We start from the raw sequence: 20118 nt of genomic DNA, 5'->3' as shown, positions 1-20118 counted from the left end.
TTTATATTTTGCGTTTGTCGCGCCCTGCGGGGCGCTCCAAACGCATTTTTACGAGAAGGGCCGGAACCGATTAGATGCTGCTGAACTCACCTTTTAGATCTTATCCAGCGCCTGTGCAATATCTGCGATGAGGTCTTCGCTGCTTTCCAGACCGCAGCTCATGCGCACCAGCTCTGCGGGCACACCGGCGGCTTTCAGCTGCTCATCGTTCATCTGGCGGTGGGTGCTGGATGCAGGATTCAGGCAACAGGTGCGGGCATCGGCCACATGGGTCTCGATGGCTGCCAGCTTCAGGTTCTTCATAAAGATGCTTGCAGCCTCACGGCCGCCGGCCAGACCAAAGCTGACCACGCCGCAGCTGCCGTTCGGCAGATACTTCTCCGCCAGTGCATGGTACGGGCTGGACTCCAGGCCGCAGTAGTTCACGTAGGCCACCTTGGGATGGCTCTCAAGGAACTCTGCCACGGCCATGCCGTTGGCGCAGTGGCGCTGCATCCGCACATGCAGGCTTTCCAGACCGAGGTTCAGCATGTAGGCGTTCATGGGCGACTGCATCGAGCCAAAGTCACGCATCAGCTGCGCGGTAGCCTTGGTGATAAAGGCACCCTCTTTGCCGAAACGCTCGGCGTAGGTGATGCCGTGGTAGCTGTCGTCCGGGGTGCACAGGCCGGGGAACTTGTCGGCGTGGGCCATCCAGTCGAACTTGCCGCCGTCCACGATGGCACCGCCCAGCACCGCGCCATGACCGTCCATGTACTTGGTGGTGGAGTGGGTCACGATATCCGCGCCCCACTCAAAGGGGCGGCAGTTGACCGGCGTGGGGAAGGTGTTGTCCACGATCAGCGGCACACCGTGGGCGTGAGCAGCCTTGGCAAACTTCTCAATGTCCAGCACGGTCAGGGCCGGGTTTGCGATGGTCTCGCCGAACACCACCTTGGTGTTGGGCCGGAATGCGGCGTTCAGCTCTTCCTCGGTGCACAGCGGGTCCACGAAGGTGGCTTCAATGCCCATTTTCTTCATGGTGACGGAGATCAGGTTGAAGGTGCCGCCGTAGATGGTACTGGATGCCACGATGTGGTCGCCTGCTTCGCAGAGATTGAACAGGGCAAAGAAGTTTGCAGCCTGACCGCTGCTGGTCAGCATTGCAGCCGTGCCGCCTTCCAGCTCGCAGATCTTCTTAGCCACAAGGTCGCAGGTGGGGTTCTGCAGACGAGAATAGAAGTAGCCGTCAGCTTCCAGATCAAACAGCTTGCCCATATCCTCGCTGGTTGCATACTTAAAGGTGGTGGACTGGATAATGGGGATCTGGCGGGGTTCGCCGTTGCCGGGGGTGTAACCGCCCTGCACACAGATGGTATCGCGATTCATACTACATACTCCTTTACTGGGTTTGTCCATATAGCACAATTCCCCGCAGGAGTGCTGCAGCCTCCGGCGGGGAATTGAAACGTTAAATTTTAGTTCCCGTTCGGGGGCAAAATGAGGAGAGGACTCCTTCCGTCAAAGCCTTTCGGCTTTGGCAATACCGGAAAGTTTTCCTCTTCGCCAGAGGCTCCCTCTCCGGGGGAGCTGGCGCACGAAGTGCGACTGAAGGAGTTACTTCCGCAGCCGCTTATCGCTTCTGGTGGCCCAAGCAGTGCCCAAAGTCTGGAACACCTGAACCATCAGCACCAGCAAAATGACACACACGATCATGATATCGGTCTGGTAGCGGTAATAGCCGTAGGACAAAGCGATCTTGCCCAGACCGCCGCCGCCAATGACACCGGACATGGCCGAGTAGCCCAGAATGGTGGTCAGTGCGGTGGTCATGCTGGAGATCAGGCCGGGCAGGCATTCCGGGATCATCACCTTGGTAATGATCTGGAACGGCGTTGCGCCCATGCTCTGGGCCGCTTCCACCACGCCCTCGTCCAGCTCGCGCAGACTGGTCTCCACCAGACGCGCCACGAACGGGAAGGCTGCCACCACCAGCGGAACGATGGTGGCTTTGGTACCCACCGTGGTGCCCACGATGGCACGGGTAAGCGGGAATACACAGATCATCAGGATCAGGAACGGAACACTGCGCAGGATGTTGATAACGATGTTGAGAATGTGCATCAGCCAGCCGGGCAGCGGCAGAATGCCGTCCTTATCACCGGCCACCAGCAGCACACCCAGCGGCAGGCCCAGCACCAGCGCAAACGCGGTGGAAAGGACCGTCACATAAAAGGTCTCCCAGATGGCAAAGCCGTAATCTGCAATACTCATTCGCCGGTCACCTCCTCTACCGTAATGCCGGGCTGGGCGCGCATATAGGCCGCAGCCTGCTTTGCCTGCTCCACATCAGCGGGCAGCTTGAGCAGCATGGAGCCGTAGCACTGGCCGCTCAGATCACGGGTATCGGCGCTGAGCACCGACACCAGAATGCCTTTTTCTGCGGCAAGGCTTGCCACCAGCGGCTTTGCCGTGGACGAACCGTTGAAGGTGACGCGCACCACATGGTCGTCCGGTGCAAAGCTGGACAGATCCCGTGCGGCGCTGCCGCCGTTGGGTGCCACCAGACGCTTTGCTGCGGGCGTTTTGGGGTTCGAGAAGATCTCCTGCACGGAGCCTTCCTCCACCACGACGCCGCCGTCCAGAATGGCAACGTGATCGCAGATCTCTTCCACAACACTCATCTGATGGGTGATGACCACCACCGTGATGCCCAGCTTCTTGTTGATGTCCTTGATCAGAGTCAGGATGGCATGGGTGGTGTTGGGGTCCAGCGCACTGGTGGCCTCGTCGCACAACAGGACCTTGGGGTCCGTTGCCAGTGCGCGGGCAATGGCAATGCGCTGCTTCTGGCCGCCGGACAGCTGTGCCGGGTAGGCGTTGGCCTTATCGGGCAGGCCCACCACTTCCAGCAGCTCTCTGGCACGCTTTTCGGCATCCGCCTTTTTCACACCGGCCAGCTCCATGGGGAAGCAGATGTTCTTCAGACAGCTGCGCTGCATCAGCAGGTTGAACTGCTGGAAGATCATGGTGATATCGCGGCGGCGCTCACGCAGCTGGGCTGCGTTTAAAGTCTCCATAGCGGTGCCGTCGATCACAACGCTGCCCTCGGTGGGGCGTTCCAGCAGGTTGATGCAGCGCACCAGCGTGGATTTGCCCGCACCGGACATGCCGATGATGCCATAAATGGAACCATCCGGGATGGTGAGGTTGATGTCCTTCAGCGCATTCACCGCGCCGTCCTTCATCTGGAAGGTCTTGGAAAGATGTTTGATCTCGATCACAGAAATTGCTCCTTGCTGTTGAATAAACTCCTTCAGTCAAACCCTTGCGGGTTTGCCAGCTCCCTCATGGAGGGAGCCTGAAACAGAACGGTCAGGCAAAGGCCCCCTCCCCGAGGGGGCTGTCACCGCAAGGTGACTGGGGGAGTTTGCTTAGCCTTCGATCGGTGCCAGACTGTCCTGCTTGCCGCCGTAGATGCCCATAGGCTCCACGTGGATGCCGGCAACCGTCACCAGATGGGTGCCGTGCTCTGCATTGAAGTCGTCCAGATACGGCTGATGCTGGAAATAGTTGGTATCGCACTGGCCGTCCTCAACGATGTTGTTGGGAATGATGTAGTCGTCGTACTCCTGAATATCCAGCGTGATGCCCTTTTCGGCCAGAATGTCCTTGCAGATCTCCAGAACCTCGCAGTGAGGAGCCGGAGTAGCAGCGCAGCTGACGGTCTCGCCGTTCAGTGCATCGTAGTCGATAGAGGAGTCATAGCCGTCGGTGGGGTTCTCCACAACGGACACCACAGCGCCCTTGTAGTTTTCATCCATGAAGTCCTTCACCTTCTGGCTCTGCAGAGCAGCGGCCAGAGCCTTGATCTTCGGCTCTTCCTGATTGCCGTCCTTGCAGACCAGAATATTGACGTAAGCAGAGGTGCCGTCCTCCATTGCCAGAGCATCGGTCATGGGGTCCAGACCAGCGGAGATGGCGTAGTTGGAGTTGATGACGGCGTAGTCCTCGTCCTGCAGGACGTTGGGCACCTGAGCAGCCTCGACCTCATCGACGGAAACATTCAGAGGGTTCTCCTCGATGTCCTTTGCGGTTGCGGTCAGGCCTGCATCAGCCTTCAGCTTAAAGAAGCCGTTCTTCTCCAGCAGGGTCAGGGCGCGTGCCTCGTTGGTGGTGTCGTTGGGCACAGCCACCTTCACCTTGTCCAGCTTAGCCACAGCAGAAGAAGCTGCGGAAGAAGCAGTGCCGGAAGCAGCGGAAGATGCGGTGGAAGAAGAACCGCCGCATGCGGTCAGGGCAGCTGCAGCAGCTGCAGCTCCGGTAACTTTCAGAAAATCACGACGAGTAATCATAGTTTTGTTCCCTCTCTATTTGCTTATTATAATGTACAGCGGCCCGCACGGCACAGTTCCGTGCTAAGGGCCTTTGACGGATGCATGAAAAAAGCTCCCGTCCTTGACCTTGAGCCAACGCTCAGACAAGGACGGGAGCATAACATACTTCCGTGGTACCACCTTGGTTTACCATACCCTTGCGGGCACAGCCTCAATGCTGCGGCAGCTTTGCTGCTTACAGCCGGACGCTGTAACGGGCGCATCCCGTTGCGAACTTAGCGCTCATGCACCTCGCCCGCACAGCTCCGAGACCATTTTCAGCTTCCTGTTTCCTGCCCTTTTCCATCGCCCGGGCTTTCTGGTAAGGATCAATGCGAAGGCCTACTCTTCTCTTCACAGCCATTTTTGTGATATTGCATTTATAATAATCCAATCGACCGGATTTGTCAACACCTACAACGAAGTTTTTTAGTAGGAAATTGCGTTTTTTTATCTTGTGCGCCAGCCGCGGACATGGTAGAATAAGACAGCATTATTTATAAAGGAGGTGCGGCAATGAACAGCCGCGAGGTTTTCCCGGATGAAGAACTGCGCCGCCGCATCATGGATTTTATCATGGCAGCGGGCCAGACATTGCTGGAAAACGGTGCCGAGGTGTTCCGGGTGGAGCAGACCATGGAGATCATGGCCCGGTCATTCCACCTGCGGGAGTTCCATGTTTACGTGCTGACCAACGGCATCTTTGCCAGTGCGGGCACCGCCGAGATCAGCGAGGTGCGCAATGTGCCTACCCGCACCACTCATCTGGGCCGGGTGGCGGCAGTGAACGCCCTCTCCCGCGAGATCGCAGAGGGCAACATGTCGCTGAACGAAGCCGAGAGCCGTCTGGTGCTGGCGCGGCGCATCCCTTTTCCCAAGAACTGGGTGCAGCTGGTCAGCGGCATGTGCGGTGCATTCTGCTTTGCGCTGATCTTCGGCGGCACACTGCGCAGTGCGCTGGCGGCGGCACTGGCAGGCTTTCTTGCCAGCGGCTATTTGCTGCTGTGTGAGCAGCACGAGCTGCCCGGCGGCTTTTGCAAGATCAGCTGTGCTGCGCTTATCACGCTGGTGTGCATTCTGGCCTGCCGAGTGCTGGGCACACCGGCCAGTCATTCTATTATCGGTTCGCTGATGATCCTGACCCCCGGCATCGCCTTTACCATGGGCATCCGCGACTTTGTGCACGGAGATTACCTCTCCGGCACCATCCGCATGATCGATGCGCTGCTCATTGCAGCCAGCATTGCCATTGGCACCGGCCTTGTGCTGAGCCTTTATACATTCTTTACGGGGGTGGTGGTCGCATGATGCTCACCAGTACACAGATCGGAGAGCTGGCCGCGCAGTTCTTTATTGCCGGCGCAGGCACCCTGAGTTTTGCCGTTCTGTTCGGCTGTCCGCGCAAAAGCCTGCCCTTCTGTGGGCTGGTGGGTGCCGTGGGCTGGTTTGTCTACGAGCTGGCCGTAATGCTGGGGGCAGACAGTGCCGCAGCCTCCCTGCTGGCGGTCATTCCGCTCACCCTGCTCACCCGCGTGTTTGCCATTGTGCTTAAAATGCCGGTAACGGTGTTCCTGCTGTCCGGCATCTTCCCGCTGGTGCCCGGTGCGGGCATCTACTACACCGCCTACTATTTTATACAGGGCAACAATGCGCTGGCCCTTTCCAACGGCATCAGCACCTTTAAAGTAGCCGTTGCGCTGGCCATCGGCATCACGCTGGTGCTCAGCGTGCCCATTCCAAAGCGGCACCGGAACAAAGTGTGATGTTTACGGATACAGCATATCTGCTACAAAATAAAAACGCATCGGCATCCTGCGTAAAAAAGCAGAAACCCGGAACCCTTCTGAGCCATTCAGGCCCCGAAAAGGTTCCGGGTTTTGTGTATGATCGATTCAGGGAGCTGTTTTGCGGCAGCTCTCTTTTTCATACTGCTTTATGAGAGATTTACTTCTTCTGAACGTAGACATCTGCGTAGAGCTTTGTACCTTCGGCTTTAATGATGCCGTTTGCCTCATTCTCAGCCAGCTTATAGTCAGTCTTCTCAAGTTCAAGCTTGCTCAGATCGATCTTCGTTGCATCCTCTTCAACATCCTGATAATTGATAAAATCAGTAAACTCACCGCTGTCGAGCTGCAGGGTGCCTTCGTGATACCTGATCATAACCTGCTTCGTAGGCTTTGCAGATGCCTTTTTCTGCAGATTGACAGTAACTGTGCCATCCTTTTCAATATCGTAGTTCTTCTTTGCGCAATCGTAGTCAGCAGCTACATTGGCAGGAATGTTTGCCTTGATGGTTTCGTAGGTGACATAGGTAGCCAGACCATTGACAGAGATCTCGACAGGCTCACCATTGACCGGCTGAACCCCGATCATGTAGTAGATATGCACAGTCTTATCCGGTACACCCGGGGTCGGCTTGTCAGGCACGTTGGAGCAGCCAGCCAGAACACCGGCAGCAGCAACAGCCAGAGTAGCGACACCTGCGCCCTTCAGGAACTGACGACGAGAGATATTAGACATAATAATCAACCTCACAATCTTTTCTGCATGCCCCCATCACTTTTTTGTGGAGCCTGCTTTTCCTATATAATACCCCCCCCCGTAACAGTTTGTCAAGTGGTTTTTGGCATCTTTTGCCGCCGGATGCAGAAAAACAGGAGCGACCAAGAGAAAATCGTAAGTTCCGTCAAGCCCGGCAAAAAGGGCCGCTGCACAGCATCCCGTACAGCGGCCCTTTTTGTTCTCCGTTATTTTCATTCATTCTCAACATGTCTTGTTTTCATCTTCTGTCTGCTCATGTTCCCCTTTTGCCGCCCGCATCAGCCCGGCAAACAAAAAACCCAAATTGACCCCCAGAATAAAACCCACGATGCCTGCCGCCAATACCATTGCGCCTCCTCCTTTCTTCTACCATATTTTACCATATATCATTTGTCGGATGCAATCGCAGCCTGTCGCAAAAGGCAAGATCACTGCCCAACGTGCAAGCTTTTTTGCGCCGGAGCGTTGCAAGACTCTGCCGCATCTGCTATACTTTTGACAACACTTATATAAAGGAGGTGCTCTTTATGTCTGTTATGGATACTCTTGTCAGCCGCCGCACCTACCGCCGCTTTGCACAGAAAGCTGTTCCGCAGGATGTGGTGGATGATATCGTCGAGGCCGTCCGCCTGTCCTCCTGCGGAGCCAACCGTCAGGCTGTGCGTCTGGTGGTGGTGAACAAGCCCGAGGCGGTGGCAAAGGTGCAGCCGCTGGTCAAGTGGGCTGCCTATCTGCCGCCGGAGCAGGGCACGCCCAAAGCCGACGAGCTGCCCACCCTGTATGTGGCCGTGGTGCAGGACACTTCCATCCCCGGCGACCTTGCCACCGATACCGGCATCGCCCTTGCCAACATGACCCTTGCCGCATGGGACAAAGGCGTGGGCAGCTGCATCATGGGCGCGATCAACAAGCCTGCCCTCACCGAACTGCTGGGCATTGAAGAACCGCAGAAGCTGGCATTCATGGTGGCGTTCGGCTACCCGACCCACAAGGCTCACATTGTGCCGCTGACGGCTGAGACCGGCGTAAAGTATTATCTGGACGAGAACCGGGATTACTGCGTGCCAAAGCGGAGCAAAGAAGAGATCGCAAAATATCTATAATTTGTATATATACATTTCTTCAACGCATTTTTTGTATAATTGTTTTCAATTCGGTTTCAATTGATGAGATTTTTTGCACAAGTATTGACTTTTCAATTTGTACAATCTATACTAAATTCGTTCGCCAGATGTTCGATGAATCGCATCGTTCCGGCGTACCGCAAAAACATACAGTACATTTGAGGAGTGTTTGAATATGAAAAAGATCTCTCGTCGCAGCTTTCTGGCAGCTGCCGGTCTGTCCGTTGCCGCTCTGGCTCTGACCGCCTGCGGTGGTTCTTCCGCAAGCACCGCTTCCTCCGTGGCAAGCTCTGCTGCTTCTTCTGAAGCTGCTTCCACCAGCGCTGCCGCTGGCGAGCTGGCCACCGTTGAGACCGGCAAGCTGACCATGGCCACCAACGCAGCCTTCCCTCCGTACGAGATGACCACCGATGCAGGCGAGTTCGAGGGCATCGACATTGAGACCGCTCAGGCCATTGCCGACAAGCTGGGTCTGGAGCTGCAGATCGACGACATGGACTTTGACGCTGCGCTGCTGAGCGTGCAGCAGGGCAAGGCCGACATCGTTATGGCCGGCGTTACCGTCACCGACGAGCGCAAGGCTGTGATGGACTTCTCCGACAGCTACGCTACCGGCATCCAGTCCATCATCGTGCCCGAGGGCTCCGACATTGCTTCCCCTGACGATCTGGCCGGCAAGAAGATCGGCACCCAGCGCGGCACCACCGGCTACATCTACTGCTCCGATGATTTCGGCGATGAAAACGTTGTGGCTTACGACGACGGTCTGACCGCTGTGCAGGCTCTGAACAATGGTCAGGTGGATGCAGTTGTCATCGACAACGCTCCCGCCCAGGAGTTCGTTGCTGCCAATCCCGGTCTGGTCATTCTGGATACCAGCTACGCCGAGGAAGATTACGCCATTGGTATGGCAAAGGGTTCTTCTCTGGAAGATGCCGTTAACTCCGTTCTGGAAGAGCTGAAGGCTGACGGCACCCTGCAGTCCATCGTGGACAAGTACATCACCGCTGAATAATCAGCTGGCTGATAACGGAACCACGGGGAGGCAGCCCCCAACTGGGGCACCTCCCCTTTTTTTGGAAAAATAAGGTTACAAAATTCTAACAAAACAGGAAAGTGAGGATGCGAATGGCTGCTCAATACGAACTGCTCAAAGAGCTGCTCAACAGCGGCACCAAGCTCAGCTTCGGGCAGGAGTTCTTCTTCAAATTTTATCAGGCCTTCATCCTGAAAGACCGCTGGACGCAGTACATCAAGGGCGTGAGCACCACCCTGCTGGTCACTGCCATTGCGCTGGCACTGGGCATCGTGCTGGGCAGCGTGGTGGCACTGGTGCGTGTGGCACACGACCAGCAGCGCCCCGGCCGCAGAAACCCGGTGCTGGGCTTCTTCAACATCATCTGCGAAATTTACACCACCATCATCCGCGGCACGCCTATGATGGTGCAGCTGCTCATCATGAGCATGGTCATCTTTGCCAACAGCCGCAACTTTACCATGGTGGGTGCGCTGGCACTGGGCATCAACTCCGGTGCCTATGTGTCCGAGATCATCCGCGGCGGCCTGATGGCCGTTGACCCCGGCCAGATGGAGGCCGGACGCAGCCTTGGTTTGAACTACATGACCACCATGGTGGTCATCATCATCCCGCAGGCCATCCGTGCGGTGCTGCCCGCACTGGGCAACGAGTTCATCGTCCTGCTGAAGGATACCTCCCTGATCACGGTCATCGGCGGCAAGGAACTGCTGTACGCCGCGCAGGGCATCATGAACCGCACCTACGAGGCCATGTTCCCGCTGCTGGGCGTTGCACTGATTTACCTTGTGCTGGTCATGCTATTCACCCGTCTGCTGGCAAAGTTTGAGAGGAGGCTGGCTCAAAGTGACCGATAAAATTCTGGAAGTCCGCGGCCTGACAAAAACCTACGGCGGCGAAAAGAAGCCGGGCGCAAAGCTGCCCACCCCCACTCTGGACGTGCTGAAGGGCATCGATATTGATATTTACCGCGGCGACGTGGTGTGCCTGATCGGACCCTCCGGCTGCGGCAAGTCCACCTTTCTGCGGTGCCTGAACCGGTTGGAGATTCCCTCCTCCGGCAGCATCAAATTTGAGGGCACCGAGGTGGACGAAGCCCACATCGACGGTGTGCGCCAGAAGATGGGCATGGTGTTCCAGCACTTCAACCTGTTCCCGCACCTGACCGTGAAGAAGAACCTTGAGCTGGCCCCCACCCTGCTCAAGCTCAAGGATAAGCAGGCCATTTCCGACAAGGCCGACGAACTGCTGGCCCGCGTAGGCCTGTCCGACAAGGCCGACGCCTACCCCAAGAGCCTTTCCGGCGGCCAGCAGCAGCGCATTGCCATTGCCCGTGCCCTTGCCATGGACCCGGACGTGATCCTGTTCGACGAGCCCACCAGCGCCCTCGACCCCGAAATGGTGGGCGAGGTTCTGGAACTGATGAAGGAGCTGGCCCACACCGGCATCACCATGCTGGTGGTCACCCACGAAATGGGCTTTGCCCGCGAGGTGTCCAACCGCGTCATCTTCATCGACGACGGCAAGATCCAGGAGGACGAGCCGCCGCAGGAACTGTTCACGAATCCGAAGCATCCCAGACTGAAAGCATTCCTTTCTAAGATGCTGTAATACTTTTCCACATAGAAAACCTCCGCTGTGCAAAAACACAGCGGAGGTTTTGTTGTTCTTATGATGCAGGCCATCAGATAGCTTTCCACGCAAATGCAACGGGCCGTTCCATCGCCCACCCTATTGCCTGCGGCAACAGGATCCCACCCCAGCGGATCATTTACTTAGGAAACTATCTGCCGTCCTGCTGGTAAAATTACAGATGATTTTCTCCGTTATCGCTGCTATCCTGCTCACTGGTATACAGCACCATCAGATGGTTGGCACTTTCTTCCAGCTGGGTCTTGGCCTGACGGAGATTGGCTTCCTCGTTTTCATTCATCTTTTCGGGCTTATCCTTGCGCAGGCAGCGGCGGAGGTTGGCGAGGTCGGTTTTGATGCGGTTCTTCTCGTCCTTGTCCAGCTCCTTTTTGCATTTGGAAAGAGCCTCGTCCACCTTGTAGGCCAGCACCTCGGCCTGATTGTGCAGGTCCAGCCGCTCCTTGCGGCGGCTGTCCTCGGCCTCGTAGGCGGCAGCGTCTGCCATGGCGCGCTGGATCTCATTTTCCGAAAGGTTGGTGCTGCCGGTGATGGTGATGTTCTGCTCCCGGCCGGTGCCAAGGTCTTTGGCAGACACCTTCACCACGCCGTTCACGTCGATATCGAAGGTAACTTCGATCTGCGGTTTGGAGGAGAAGCTTGCCCGGATGCCGGTGAGCTTGAATTTGCCCAGACTCTTGTTGTCGCGGGCAAAGTGGCGCTCGCCCTGCAGCACGTTGATCTCCACGCTGGTCTGCATGGGCCGTGCGGTGGTGAAGATCTGGCTCTTGCGGGTGGGGATCATGCTGTTGCGGGTGATCAGCGGGGTGGCCACGCCGCCCAGCGTCTCAATGGAGAGGGTCAGCGGGGTCACATCCATCAGCACAAGGCCCTGCGCCGCTGCGCCGGTGGCACCGGCCAGCTTGCCGCCGCCCTGCAGCAGACCGCCCTGCACAGCCGCACCCATGGCAACACACTCGTCCGGGTTCAGGCTGTGGCTGGGTTCGCAGCCCAGCAGCTCCTTCACCTGACGCTCCACCGCAGGCATCCGGGTGCTGCCGCCCACCAGCAGCACCTTGCCCAGCTGGCTGGCAGAAATGCCTGCATCCCGCAGCGCATTCTGCACAGGAGCCACTGTGCGGGCCAGCAGGTCGCCGGTCATCATCTCAAACTGCGGGCGGGAAAGCGAGATATCCAAGTGGTGAGGGCCGTCCTTGCCCACTGCGATAAAGGGCAGGTTCAGCTGTGCCGACGGCGCGGCAGAAAGCTCCTTCTTTGCCTTTTCGGCTTCCTCTTTCAGCCGGCCCATAGCTGCCGGGTCGCGGGAGAGGTCGATGCGATCCGACTTTTTGAACTCGGCCACGGCATATTCCACGATGCGCTGATCGAAGTCGTCACCGCCCAGATGGGTGTCGCCGCCGGTGGCAAGCACCGTAAAGGTCCCGTCCTCGATCTCGATGATGGACACATCAAAGGTGCCGCCGCCGAGGTCGTAGACGAGGATCTTCTGCGATGCTTCGTTATCCAAACCATAGGCCACAGCGGCAGCAGTAGGCTCGTTGATGATGCGCAGCACGTTCAGGCCTGCAATGCGGCCTGCATCCTGCGTAGCCTTGCGCTGGCTGTCGTCGAAGTAGGCGGGCACCGTGATGACCGCTTCGGTCACCGGCTCGCCCAGATAGCTCTCGGCATCGCGGCGGATCTTGGCCAAGATCATGGCGCTGATCTCCTGCGGGGTCAGGTCTTTGCCGTCGATGTGCACCCGGTAGTCACTGCCCATATGGCGCTTGATGCTGGAGATGGTGCGCCCGGAATTTGTGGCGATCTGGCGCTTGGCCGCACCGCCCACCAGACGTTCACCATCCTTCGTGAAGGCCACAACGCTGGGGGTGGTGCGCTCACCCTCCGCATTGGTGATGACCACGGGCTTGCCGCCCTCCACCACTGCCACGCAGGAATTGGTCGTGCCGAGATCGATGCCGATTACTTTGCTCATACTGTCTGTTTCCTCTCCGGTGCTGTGCATCTTGGGCGCAGCTCTTCAAATCATTTCCGAGTATATCTTACCGTCCCGATATGACGATTTTTTAGTCCAATTGTAAAGATTCCATGTCGTAAGCTGTGGCTCGGGCAGGCAGTTCACTGGTCAGTTCCCGGATGAGCTGGTCGGCTTCGGCCAGCCACTGCTCTGCGTCCGGCTCGTGCTCACGGGCCTTGATGGAAAAGCCCTGCCTTGCTTCTGCGGCCAGTGCCAGCGCCTTTTTGCGGCTGGTGTAGCGCGTTTCGGTCTGGGCCACACGCAGGCACACCTGCGGAGTGTACTCGATATCCGGCATATGGGCTGCGTTGGCGCGGGCACGGCGGTAATACAAAAGTGCCCGGCCATTGTCGCCCCTGGCAGCGCAGTCATCGCCCAGTGCAATGTTGGATAAGATCTCGCCGCTGTCCGCTGCTTCCTTCCACATGCGGCGGGCCTCGGCACGGTTCGTGCGGGTGCCGCGGCCCTTATAAATACAGTCTGCCAGCAGGGCAAGTCCCATGGTGCTGCCAAGCTCGGCTGCTTTTTCAAAGCATTCCACAGCCTGCGCCCAGTTGCCCTTGCGGGCGGCTTCCCTTCCGGCATCCGCTTTCTCATCACCGGGGTCTTCCGGCGTATGGCCCGCGTGCAGCAAACCGTTGAGCAGAGCGCCGTCCAGCGTAGCCGAGTGGCTCCACGGGTCCAGCACCACGCCGTCGATCCCCTCAGTGGAAAGGGCCAGCTCCATGGCATCCTGCAGGGTGTAATCCGCCATTGGCCGGGCAGAAGTGCTGCGGTCGGCGCAGGCCGCAGCTGCAGAGGTGAACATAGGCAGCCATGTGCGGCCCTTCTCGTTGCGCAGGGTCCACAGCTGCAGGTCCTTAGCCTTTGCCGTGGGCACCGGATGCTCCGTCCACGGTGCAGGCGTGTTGTGCACCGTCAGTGCCGTGCGCAGCGGCACCAGAACATGGGTCTCCATTTCCAGTGCATAGTTCAAAGCGCCCATCAGCGTCCAGAAGCTTTCTTCGTTCTGGCCTTTATATAAATTTTCCACTGCCTGCTCAAAGGCCGGGCAGCCGGTGCCCGCCGGGCTGTAGGCCGGAGCGTTCTGCCGATGCTTGCGGGTGCCCACCGGGCGCAGCCGGATGCCGCCGTCTTGTCTTTTTGCCATCTGCTCACCATTCTTCCAGTTTCTAGTCAATTTTTAGTATAGCAGGAAATGGCTTTGGGTACAACGCCTATCTGTATGTATCCATTTTTCCCTGCTCAAAAAAAGCGGGGTGCCAGATCAGCTTCTTCTGGCACCCCGTTAAAAATACATTTTTCCTGAAACGCCTTATTCCGCGTCCAGATCTTCTTCGGTCTCAGCAGCAATATAGATCGGTCTGTGCTTTGTTTCAAGATATGTTTTGGCAAGGTACTCGCCCGCAATGCCCGTACACAGCAGCTGCACACCACTGCACAAAAGGATAATGCAGACAAGGCTCGGCCAGCCGGAAGTAGGGTCGCCGAACATCAGTGCACGCACCACCACGATCATGATGCCTACAAACGCCAATACGCAAAAGGCAAGGCCAAGGCCCGCCGCCATCAGCAGCGGAGCTGTGGAAAAGCCCACAATGCCTTCGATCGAATATTTGAGCAGACCCCAGAAGTTCCACTTTGTTGTGCCCGCCACACGCTCTACGTTTTTGTAGTCGATCCACTTTGTTTTAAAGCCGACCCAGCTGAAAATGCCCTTGCTGAAGCGGTTATATTCCGCCATGCTCAGCACGGCATCAGTCATTTTGCGGCTCATCAGGCGGAAGTCTCTTGCTCCATCCACGATCTCTGTATCCGAAAGCTTATTGATGATCTGATAAAACTTTTTGGCAAACCAGCTGCGAACGGGCGGTTCACCCTCGCGTGTCGTGCGGCGGGTGGCCGCGCAGTCATATTCGCCGGAGAGCAGCAGCTCCAGCATTTCCGGCAGCAGCGAGGGCGGGTCCTGCAGATCCGCATCCATCGTTGCTACATAATCGCCCTTTGCCGCTTTTAATCCGGCATAAATGCCTGCTTCCTTGCCAAAGTTCCGGCTGAAGGAGATGTACCGCACACGGGCATCTTTCCGGTGCAATTCCCGCGCGATCTGCAGTGTGCGGTCTTTTGAGCCGTCATCCACAAAGATGAACTCAAAATCTGCTCCGTGGGATATTCCCATCTGCTGTGCGATCTTGCTGGCCTCTTTATAAAAAATGGGAAGTGATTCTTCCTCATTGTAGCACGGAACGACCAAACTTATCAGCATTCCTGTTTCCCCTTTTGTGCAATATTTAAAATCATTGTAGCATACCCCCACCCTGGTTTCAACCGTTTTCGGCATTTTGCCCGGCGGTTTTCAGCACACTTTTGCAATAAAAACATTTTCTATGGCTTTTTAAGTTTTTGTACGCTATAATAAGTAGGATTTCATAAACCTTATAATGCAAGAAAGCAAGAAAGAAGGAGTATCGCCTTGAACAAGATGCTAGGCTATCTGAAGGACTACAAGCGCGAGAGCGTGCTTGCGCCCCTTTTCAAGATGCTGGAAGCCACGTTCGACCTGTTCGTGCCGCTGGTCATGGCGGATATCGTGAACATCGGCATTGCCGCCCACGACTTCCACTATATTCTTGTGCGGTGCGGCATTTTGCTGCTGCTGGCCATGATCGGCCTTGCCTGCAGCCTGACGGCACAGTATTTTTCCGCAAAGGCGGCCGTGGGCTATTCCACAGCTCTGCGCCACGCCCTGTTTGAGCACATCCAGACCCTGAGCTTTACCGAGATGGACACCCTCGGCACCAGCACCCTGATCACCCGTATGACCAGCGACGTGAATCAGGTGCAGAGCGGCCTGAACCTGTTTTTACGCCTGTTCCTGCGCAGCCCGTTCGTGGTGATCGGTGCCATGGTCATGGCCTTTACGGTGAATTCCCGTGCAGCGCTGATCTTTGTAGTGACCATCCCGCTGCTGAGCGTGGTGGTGTTCGGCATCATGGCTGCTACCCGGCCCCTGTACAAGACGGTACAGAATCGCCTTGACCGGGTGCTGGGCCTGACCCGCGAAAACCTGACCGGCGTGCGCGTGGTACGCGCCTTTGATAAGGAAAAGAGCGAGGTAGAGCGCTTTGAGAATGCCAACGACCTGCTGACCAAGATGCAGCTCCATGTAGGCCATATCTCTGCCCTGATGAACCCGCTGACCTATGTGCTCATCAACATTGCCATTGTGGCACTGCTATATGTGGGCAGCATTGAGATCAATGTGGGTGGCATGGCTTCCGGCGACGTGATCGCGCTGGTGAACTACATGAACCAGATCCTTGTGGAGCTGGTCAAGCTGGCAAACCTGATCGTGCAGGTGAGCAAGGCGCTGGCCTGCGCAGGCCGCGTGCAGGCTGTGCTGGACACCACGCCCGGCATGGCCTTCCCGAAAAAGCTTCTGGGCGAGGTGCCCGCCGAAAAATCCGGCGATACCGTGCGCTTTGAGCACGTAAGCCTGACCTATGCGGGTGCCGGTGCACCCAGCCTTTCCGACATCAGCTTCACTGCAAAGCGCGGCCAGACCATTGGTGTCATCGGCGGTACCGGCAGCGGCAAATCCAGCCTTGTCAACCTGATTCCCCGCTTCTACGATGCCACCGAAGGCACGGTGGAGATCATGGGCCGCGATGCCCGGAACTATCCCCGCGAAGAACTGCGCGGCAAGGCAGCCATGGTCATGCAGAAGGCCCAGCTCTTTGGCGGCACCATCCGCTCCAACCTGCTGTGGGGCAACAAGAATGCCACCGATGCGGACCTGTGGGCTGCACTGGAAACAGCACAGGCTGCGGAGTTCGTCAAAGCCAAGCCCCTTGGGCTGGACGAGCCTGTGGAGCAGGGCGGTCGCAACCTGTCCGGCGGACAGAAGCAGCGCCTGACCATCGCCCGCGCCCTTGTGGGCAAGCCGGAAATTCTGATCCTTGACGACAGCGCCAGCGCACTGGACTACGCCACCGATGCTGCTCTGCGCAAGGCACTGGCTGCTCTGCCCGGCAGCCTGACCGTGTTCATCGTGAGCCAGCGCGCCGCCAGCCTGCAGTACGCGGATCAAATTCTGGTGCTGGACGACGGCCATCTGGTGGGCATCGGCACCCACGACCAGCTGCGCCAGACCTGCCCCGTCTACGAGGAGATCTACGAGAGCCAGTTCAAGAAAGGGGATGCGCAGAAATGAGTGCAAAAGCAAAAACAAAGCTGACCCCGCAGCAGCGCAAGGCCACCTTGACCCGTGTTCTGGGCAAAATCAAACCTTATTCCCTGTTTGTGGTGTGCAGCCTTGTGGTGGCCGCTGTGAGCGTGGGCGCGCAGCTGTATATCCCCATCCTCTGCGGCAGCGCCATTGATATGATGCTGGGCAAGGGTGCCGTAGATTTTGGCGGTGTGATGCGCATTATCATCGAGGTGCTGGTGGTTGCCGGTGTGGCCGCTCTTGCGCAGTGGCTGCTGAGCGTGTGCAACAACCGCATCACCTTCCTTGTCAGCCGCGACCTGCGCAACGAAGCCCTGCGCAAAATTCAGACCCTGCCGCTTTCCTACCTCGACAGCCACCCCTCCGGCGATATCGTCAGCCGCATGGTGGCCGATGTGGATACCTTTGCGGACGGCCTGCTGATGGGCTTTACACAGCTGTTCAGCGGCGTTCTGACCATCCTCGGCACCCTGCTGTTCATGCTCAGCGAGAATGTGCCCATCACGCTGGTGGTGGTGTGCATCACCCCGCTGAGCCTCGTGGTGGCAAGCTTCCTTGCCAAGCGCAGCTATGGTTACTTCCAGAGCCAGAGCGCCGTGCGCGGCGAGCAGACCGCGCTGGTCAACGAGATGATCGAGGGCCAGAAGGTGGTGCAGGCCTTCGGCCACGAGGCCGAGAGCCTTACCGCCTTTGACGAGGTGAATGGCCGTCTGCAGGACGTGAGCCTGAAGGCCATCTTCTTTTCCAGCCTGACCAACCCCGCCACCCGCTTTGTGAATAACATCGTGTACGCAGGCGTGGGCCTTGTGGGTGCCGTGTACGCGGTGCGGGGCGGCATCACCATCGGCCAGCTGAGCGTGTTTTTGAGCTACGCCAACCAGTACACCAAGCCCTTCAACGAAATCTCCGGCGTGGTGACGGAGCTGCAGAATGCCCTGGCCTGCGCCGCCCGCGTGTTCGAGCTGCTGGATGCCGACGATCAGGTGCCGGAAGTCGAGAACGCCCCCGTGCTGCAGCCGGACGGCCATGTGCAGCTGGAGGATGTTTCCTTCCGCTACCTGCCCGACCGCCCGCTGATCGAGGGCCTTTCCCTCGACGTAAAGCCCGGCCAGCGCATCGCCATCGTCGGCCCTACCGGCTGCGGCAAGACCACCCTCATCAACCTGCTCATGCGCTTCTATGATGTGAACGGCGGTTCCATCAAGGTGTCCGGCACCGACATCCGGGATGTGACCCGCGCTTCCCTGCGCGGCAGCTACGGCATGGTGCTGCAGGATACATGGCTGCGGGCCGGTACCGTGCGGGAAAACATTGCCTACGGCAAGCCGGATGCAAGCCTTGAAGAGATCGTGGCAGCAGCCAAAGCCGCCCATGCAGACAGCTTTATCCGCCGCCTGCCGGAGGGCTACGACACCGTTATCGCCGAGGACGGCGGCAACATCAGTCAGGGCCAGAAGCAGCTGCTGTGCATTGCCCGCGTGATGCTCTGCCTGCCGCCGATGCTGATCCTGGACGAAGCAACATCCTCCATCGATACCCGCACTGAGGTGCGTATCCAGAAAGCTTTTGCCCGCATGATGCAGGGCCGTACCAGCTTTATTGTGGCGCACCGCCTTTCCACCATCCGCGAGGCGGACGTGATCCTTGTGATGAAGGACGGCCACATTGTGGAGCAGGGCAGCCACGACGAGCTGCTTGCTGCAAACGGCTTCTACGCCAAGCTCTACAACAGCCAGTTCGAGGGCGTGGAGACCTGAGAGTTCCTGATAATAATAACAAAAAGGAGCGATGCGCTGCATCGCTCCTTTTTGTTATTATTTGCTTTCAACTTTCTGCACGATGGGTTCATCGGGCGGCGGCGTGAGGGTAGAGTGCTCCACAATGAACTGCTCCGCCCTCTCCCGGGCCAGACGCTGGCGCACCTTGCGTGCATCGTTGGCGGGGAAAGTGCGCTCACCGTCCAGCTTGGCATCCCAGTGGGCAGCAGCTGCTTCCACCTCGGCGTCCGTGGGTGCAAGGCCCTCCTTTTCTGCCACCAGCAGAAGCCCCAGCCAGCTGCGCAGCTTGCGCTCTGCCTGCGTGTGGAGCCATGCACGGAACTCTTCCACCGTCTGGCCGCGCACTTTAAGGAACTGGTCAAAGTTGATGCCATTGGCCTGCAGGCTCAGGTTGAACTGGCGCTGCTCGGCAAAATAGTTACCGCCCACCAGCTGCTTTGGCAGCGGGCCTTTCACTGCATCGCCCAGCTGCCATACCAGCTCCTTGCGTGCCCGCTGCTCAGCCTGGGCACAGCGCTGTGCCCAGATCTCGCGGGCCACCTGCTGCCGCAGCGCCGCCTTGCCCGCTGCATCGGCTGCACGTTCTTCGTCGCCGTGGTGACGGTTGATCTCCAGTTCAATGGTCAGCTGCCGGATGGGGTGCGGCTCAATGGGCTGCACGAAACCGGTGTATGCTCCCACTTCCAGCGGCGGCAACGCGTAGAACTGCGCCCCCGCCCGGAAGCCCTCGGCCCGGTTCACCGCCAGCAATTCAAAATCCGGGTCGGTCACCGGCACCACATGGTACTCCTGCACCAGCTGCTCATACAGCGCCGAAAAACCGCCAAGAATGGTGCGATTCACCGCCTCGGTCAGCAGACCATCCTCTTCCTGCGGCGCGTCCGGCTCCGCCTGCACCTGTGCAACGGCTGCCGCCAGTTCCTCGGCACCGGCTGTGAATACCAGACGGCAGTCGCCCGGCTCAGCCATGCCAAAATGTTCCAGTTTCATCTTCTTTTCCCCTTTCAGCGGGCAATGCCCACGGTCAGCACCAGCAGAGCCACACCTATCACGGTATACAACACCTCGGCTCCCAGCGTGGCCCGGTCGCCTTCCACGTACATCTTCTCCGGGTCGTCGGGGTCATAGTATAAGGTGACGGTATCCCCCACCGCAAAGCTCTTGCCCCGCGCAGGCTTCGGGTAGTGCAGCCGATGGCTGCCGCCTGCGGTGGTAAAGGCCAGCACATAGGCACCGCCATCCCGGCTCTGCACGGTGCCCTCCACCGTGGCCGTGACCTTCTGCCCCTGCGTGCACAGCCTGCGCCGTGCCAGCACACTGCGCAGAGCCATAAAGAACATAATGCCTGCTCCCAGCAGGAAAATAATGATATTGAACATTCTGCATTTC

General features: G+C 58.0%; 19 protein-coding genes. 8 read left to right on the top strand and 11 right to left on the bottom strand.

Annotated elements, in window-relative coordinates; genetic code table 11:
- Window positions 1–93 precede the first annotated feature (93 nt).
- From ACGHP1_RS02895 to ACGHP1_RS02880, 4 genes are all read right to left on the bottom strand, one after another.
- On the bottom strand, window positions 94–1368 hold the full coding sequence (locus ACGHP1_RS02895) for an O-acetylhomoserine aminocarboxypropyltransferase/cysteine synthase family protein (RefSeq protein ID WP_249237235.1): 1275 nt from the start codon (window positions 1366–1368) through the stop codon (window positions 94–96).
- Between the two features lie 228 nt (window positions 1369–1596).
- Complete coding sequence (locus ACGHP1_RS02890) at window positions 1597–2253, bottom strand: methionine ABC transporter permease (protein WP_097773982.1); 657 nt, start codon at window positions 2251–2253, stop codon at window positions 1597–1599.
- Window positions 2250–3263, bottom strand: a complete 1014-nt coding sequence (locus ACGHP1_RS02885; RefSeq protein WP_097780908.1) for a methionine ABC transporter ATP-binding protein — start codon at window positions 3261–3263, stop codon at window positions 2250–2252. Before ACGHP1_RS02885 ends, ACGHP1_RS02890 begins: the two co-directional genes overlap by 4 nt.
- A 150-nt stretch (window positions 3264–3413) precedes the next feature.
- On the bottom strand, window positions 3414–4334 hold the full coding sequence (locus ACGHP1_RS02880) for a MetQ/NlpA family ABC transporter substrate-binding protein (protein ID WP_097773984.1): 921 nt from the start codon (window positions 4332–4334) through the stop codon (window positions 3414–3416).
- Between the two features lie 537 nt (window positions 4335–4871).
- Here ACGHP1_RS02880 and ACGHP1_RS02875 point away from each other — a divergent pair.
- Both ACGHP1_RS02875 and ACGHP1_RS02870 read left to right on the top strand, forming a co-directional pair.
- Window positions 4872–5663 (top strand): threonine/serine exporter family protein, encoded by a 792-nt coding sequence (locus tag ACGHP1_RS02875; RefSeq protein ID WP_390507619.1) that lies wholly within the window; start codon window positions 4872–4874, stop codon window positions 5661–5663.
- Window positions 5660–6118, top strand: coding sequence for a threonine/serine exporter family protein (locus ACGHP1_RS02870; protein WP_207699135.1), 459 nt, complete (start codon window positions 5660–5662; stop codon window positions 6116–6118). Before ACGHP1_RS02875 ends, ACGHP1_RS02870 begins: the two co-directional genes overlap by 4 nt.
- Window positions 6119–6299: 181 nt before the next feature.
- Here ACGHP1_RS02870 and ACGHP1_RS02865 read toward each other — a convergent pair whose 3' ends face one another.
- Both ACGHP1_RS02865 and ACGHP1_RS02860 read right to left on the bottom strand, forming a co-directional pair.
- Window positions 6300–6875, bottom strand: coding sequence for a twin-arginine translocation signal domain-containing protein (locus ACGHP1_RS02865; protein ID WP_390507617.1), 576 nt, complete (start codon window positions 6873–6875; stop codon window positions 6300–6302).
- Window positions 6876–7118: 243 nt separating this feature from the next.
- Window positions 7119–7244 carry a hypothetical protein gene (locus ACGHP1_RS02860; RefSeq protein WP_291016486.1) on the bottom strand — a complete coding sequence of 42 codons (126 nt, stop codon included), beginning with the start codon at window positions 7242–7244 and terminating at the stop codon, window positions 7119–7121.
- Window positions 7245–7423: 179 nt separating this feature from the next.
- Between ACGHP1_RS02860 and ACGHP1_RS02855 the strand changes: the two genes are divergently transcribed.
- From ACGHP1_RS02855 to ACGHP1_RS02840, 4 genes are all read left to right on the top strand, one after another.
- Window positions 7424–7999, top strand: a complete 576-nt coding sequence (locus ACGHP1_RS02855; RefSeq protein WP_207699133.1) for a nitroreductase family protein — start codon at window positions 7424–7426, stop codon at window positions 7997–7999.
- 196 nt (window positions 8000–8195) lie between these two features.
- Window positions 8196–9035: an amino acid ABC transporter substrate-binding protein gene (locus ACGHP1_RS02850; protein WP_390507615.1), complete on the top strand. Its 840-nt coding sequence runs from the start codon at window positions 8196–8198 to the stop codon at window positions 9033–9035.
- A gap of 113 nt (window positions 9036–9148) precedes the next feature.
- The gene (locus ACGHP1_RS02845) at window positions 9149–9913 is read left to right on the top strand and encodes an amino acid ABC transporter permease (protein WP_390507613.1); all 765 of its coding nucleotides are present in this window, start codon (window positions 9149–9151) and stop codon (window positions 9911–9913) included.
- The gene (locus ACGHP1_RS02840) at window positions 9903–10667 is read left to right on the top strand and encodes an amino acid ABC transporter ATP-binding protein (protein ID WP_390507611.1); all 765 of its coding nucleotides are present in this window, start codon (window positions 9903–9905) and stop codon (window positions 10665–10667) included. The genes ACGHP1_RS02845 and ACGHP1_RS02840 overlap by 11 nt, the downstream gene beginning before the upstream one ends.
- Window positions 10668–10863: 196 nt before the next feature.
- Here ACGHP1_RS02840 and dnaK read toward each other — a convergent pair whose 3' ends face one another.
- From dnaK to ACGHP1_RS02825, 3 genes are all read right to left on the bottom strand, one after another.
- Window positions 10864–12681, bottom strand: coding sequence for a molecular chaperone DnaK (dnaK, locus tag ACGHP1_RS02835; RefSeq protein ID WP_154261099.1), 1818 nt, complete (start codon window positions 12679–12681; stop codon window positions 10864–10866).
- 91 nt (window positions 12682–12772) lie between these two features.
- Window positions 12773–13873, bottom strand: coding sequence for an SseB family protein (locus ACGHP1_RS02830; protein ID WP_390507609.1), 1101 nt, complete (start codon window positions 13871–13873; stop codon window positions 12773–12775).
- Window positions 13874–14038: 165 nt separating this feature from the next.
- Window positions 14039–14989, bottom strand: a complete 951-nt coding sequence (locus ACGHP1_RS02825) for a glycosyltransferase family 2 protein (protein ID WP_097776683.1) — start codon at window positions 14987–14989, stop codon at window positions 14039–14041.
- Window positions 14990–15196: 207 nt separating this feature from the next.
- On the opposite strand from ACGHP1_RS02825, the gene ACGHP1_RS02820 reads away from it, so the two are divergent.
- Both ACGHP1_RS02820 and ACGHP1_RS02815 read left to right on the top strand, forming a co-directional pair.
- Window positions 15197–16936 (top strand): ABC transporter ATP-binding protein, encoded by a 1740-nt coding sequence (locus ACGHP1_RS02820; RefSeq protein ID WP_390507606.1) that lies wholly within the window; start codon window positions 15197–15199, stop codon window positions 16934–16936.
- A complete protein-coding gene (locus ACGHP1_RS02815; protein ID WP_005946536.1) occupies window positions 16933–18708 on the top strand; it encodes an ABC transporter ATP-binding protein in 1776 nt (591 codons plus the stop codon). Before ACGHP1_RS02820 ends, ACGHP1_RS02815 begins: the two co-directional genes overlap by 4 nt.
- Before the next feature lie 57 nt (window positions 18709–18765).
- Here ACGHP1_RS02815 and ACGHP1_RS02810 read toward each other — a convergent pair whose 3' ends face one another.
- Entirely contained in the window at window positions 18766–19719 is a 954-nt protein-coding gene (locus tag ACGHP1_RS02810) for an FKBP-type peptidylprolyl isomerase (protein ID WP_390507603.1), read from the bottom strand.
- A 14-nt stretch (window positions 19720–19733) separates the two neighbouring features.
- Window positions 19734–20108, bottom strand: coding sequence for a DUF3592 domain-containing protein (locus ACGHP1_RS02805; protein ID WP_097773999.1), 375 nt, complete (start codon window positions 20106–20108; stop codon window positions 19734–19736).
- Window positions 20109–20118 lie beyond the last annotated feature (10 nt).

This window comes from Faecalibacterium sp. i21-0019-B1, from assembly GCF_042852915.1.
Lineage (GTDB): Bacteria > Bacillota > Clostridia > Oscillospirales > Ruminococcaceae > Faecalibacterium > Faecalibacterium taiwanense.
This window is presented reverse-complemented; position numbering and strand designations above follow the sequence as displayed.